The following is a 1,878-nucleotide window of genomic DNA, read 5'->3' on the forward strand; positions in this document are numbered from 1 at the left end:
CACCAATCAGTGGGGGATGAGGAAAACCCCCACTGATTGAAGGTTCACTTTATAGGTTAATGCATAGTTTAGAACGCGATTTTTTAATGTGTCGATGTCTCTTTTATAGGGAACAGACATTGTAACGACACCATTAACATTTAATTGTTGACCTGCATTTAAAGCGAAAATGCTACCTAATGATACACCAATGACAGCAATAGTTTGGTAGCCTTCATTCTTTAAAAATTGATAACCTCTTTCTACGCTTTTCCACCAATCACTGGGGTCAGTAAGAAGTAATTGCTCGCTGGATAATCCGTGACCTTCATATAATGGAGCAAAACACGTATAGTTTTCTTGATTCAGGAATCTTCCTAATTTTCTTACATCCACTGTATTGCTAGTAAAGGAATGTAATAATAAGACAGCTTTTTCTCCACCTTTTAAGAAGATTGATTTTGGTTGAATTATTTTTCTCATGCATTCTCCCCGTTCTTTTGAACTACAGATGTCACCACAAGTTGTTCACAGTGTCGCTGAAATCGTCTCACAGCCATTGAATACCGCAAATCTTTGGATACAATCCTCCAAGGCTTTTCGCAATGGTGGTGTTAGCTTTATACCGTTTTCATACCAGATGTTTTTAACGATAAGCGTCTTTGTTTTTCGTTCTGCAATAATCTCAGCACGTCCGATGAAGCTTTCACCATACAGTACAGGTAATACATAGTAACCGAATTTTCGCTTGCTTGCAGGTGTGTAGATTTCCCAAGTGTAATTGAAGTCGAATAATGCATTGATCAATTTTCTGTCCCATAGCAAATTATCCAGTGGCGCAATTAGCTCACAACGCTGTGTTGGGACTGGATTTTGCTGGACAGCTTCAATCAGCGGCAAATCCTCTGCAAGGCAGTATAGTAAATCCTTCGTCTCATGCACAGAAACAGCTAAAATGCGCGCTTCATGCAATAGTTGCTGGAAAATCTCGTTGCGTTGTGCTGCTTTCAATCCCCAAATGTTTAGCCATGCATCTGATGCGCGGTTCCACAAAAGACCAACAGCACCAATTCGGCGTAGTACTCGCGTTCGAGTTCACTCTCCAATGGCTCTGGTGCATTTAGTAAGGTTGGCGGTATGTACTTCTCGACGCTATCGTAATATTTCCGAGTCCCTTTTTTATGATGGATAATTAACTCACCTGTCGAATACATCTGTTCTAGCACGGAGCGAGATGTATTGTTGCCACCGCTCCAGTGGATGGCTGATTGCCAAGAGAAATTTCCATCCAATTTTAAATCATCCGAACTGATTGCACCGTGATTTTGGATATGCGCCCGCACTTGCGCTGCTAAAGCTTCCATTTCAGGATAACGCTCGGCATGTTGACGCGCAGCTTGCCTGTATCGTTCAAAATAGGGCCAATCCTCAACAGGGATAATAGCTAAATTTTTATCAGGATAATCGACGAGGCGTCTATCTTCATACAGCAATTCAGCGAGCATTTCCTTCGTAAAGCCCTTGATTCGCGATTGTAGTACCAACTCAGCGTTTTTTCCACAAACATCGATGGGGTCGTATTGAAGACAGCTGACTTGTTGAGTAAAATCCAATATGCCTTGCTTACCATTAAATTTATAGTCGTCTAATAGTCCATGCTTCAACAGTAAAAATTGTCGTGCTTGCTGGTTTGTTAATTGAATCATATGTACGCCTGCCTCTCTATCCACCGCATTTTCTTTATCATACAAAATATTTACTCAAAAGAAAAGAATTAAATGGGAATGTATGTTTGTATCTAGAGGACGATTTGAAAAGTTTACTACCTTTTAAATAGCAACTGGGTTTTTTATCCCGTATTAACAGGCTGTAAGACCCCCACATCAAAATAGTGAGTGG

The 1,878-nt window shown here is 40.6% G+C and carries 1 protein-coding gene and 1 pseudogene; both read right to left on the bottom strand.

What is annotated here, in order from left to right:
- Window positions 1-6: 6 nt before the first annotated feature.
- Entirely contained in the window at window positions 7-462 is a 456-nt protein-coding gene (locus C9J34_RS21090) for an alpha/beta hydrolase (RefSeq protein ID WP_107842127.1), read from the bottom strand.
- A gap of 45 nt (window positions 463-507) precedes the next feature.
- A pseudogene (locus tag C9J34_RS22880) lies at window positions 508-1,685 on the bottom strand (winged helix-turn-helix domain-containing protein).
- Window positions 1,686-1,878 lie beyond the last annotated feature (193 nt).

This window comes from Metasolibacillus meyeri (assembly GCF_003049505.1).
GTDB lineage: Bacteria > Bacillota > Bacilli > Bacillales_A > Planococcaceae > Metasolibacillus > Metasolibacillus meyeri.

Coding starts and splice junctions, on each gene's coding strand:
- C9J34_RS21090 (WP_107842127.1), bottom strand. CDS start 462: ATGAGAAAAATAATTCAACCAAAATCAATCTTCTTAAAAGGTGGAGAA.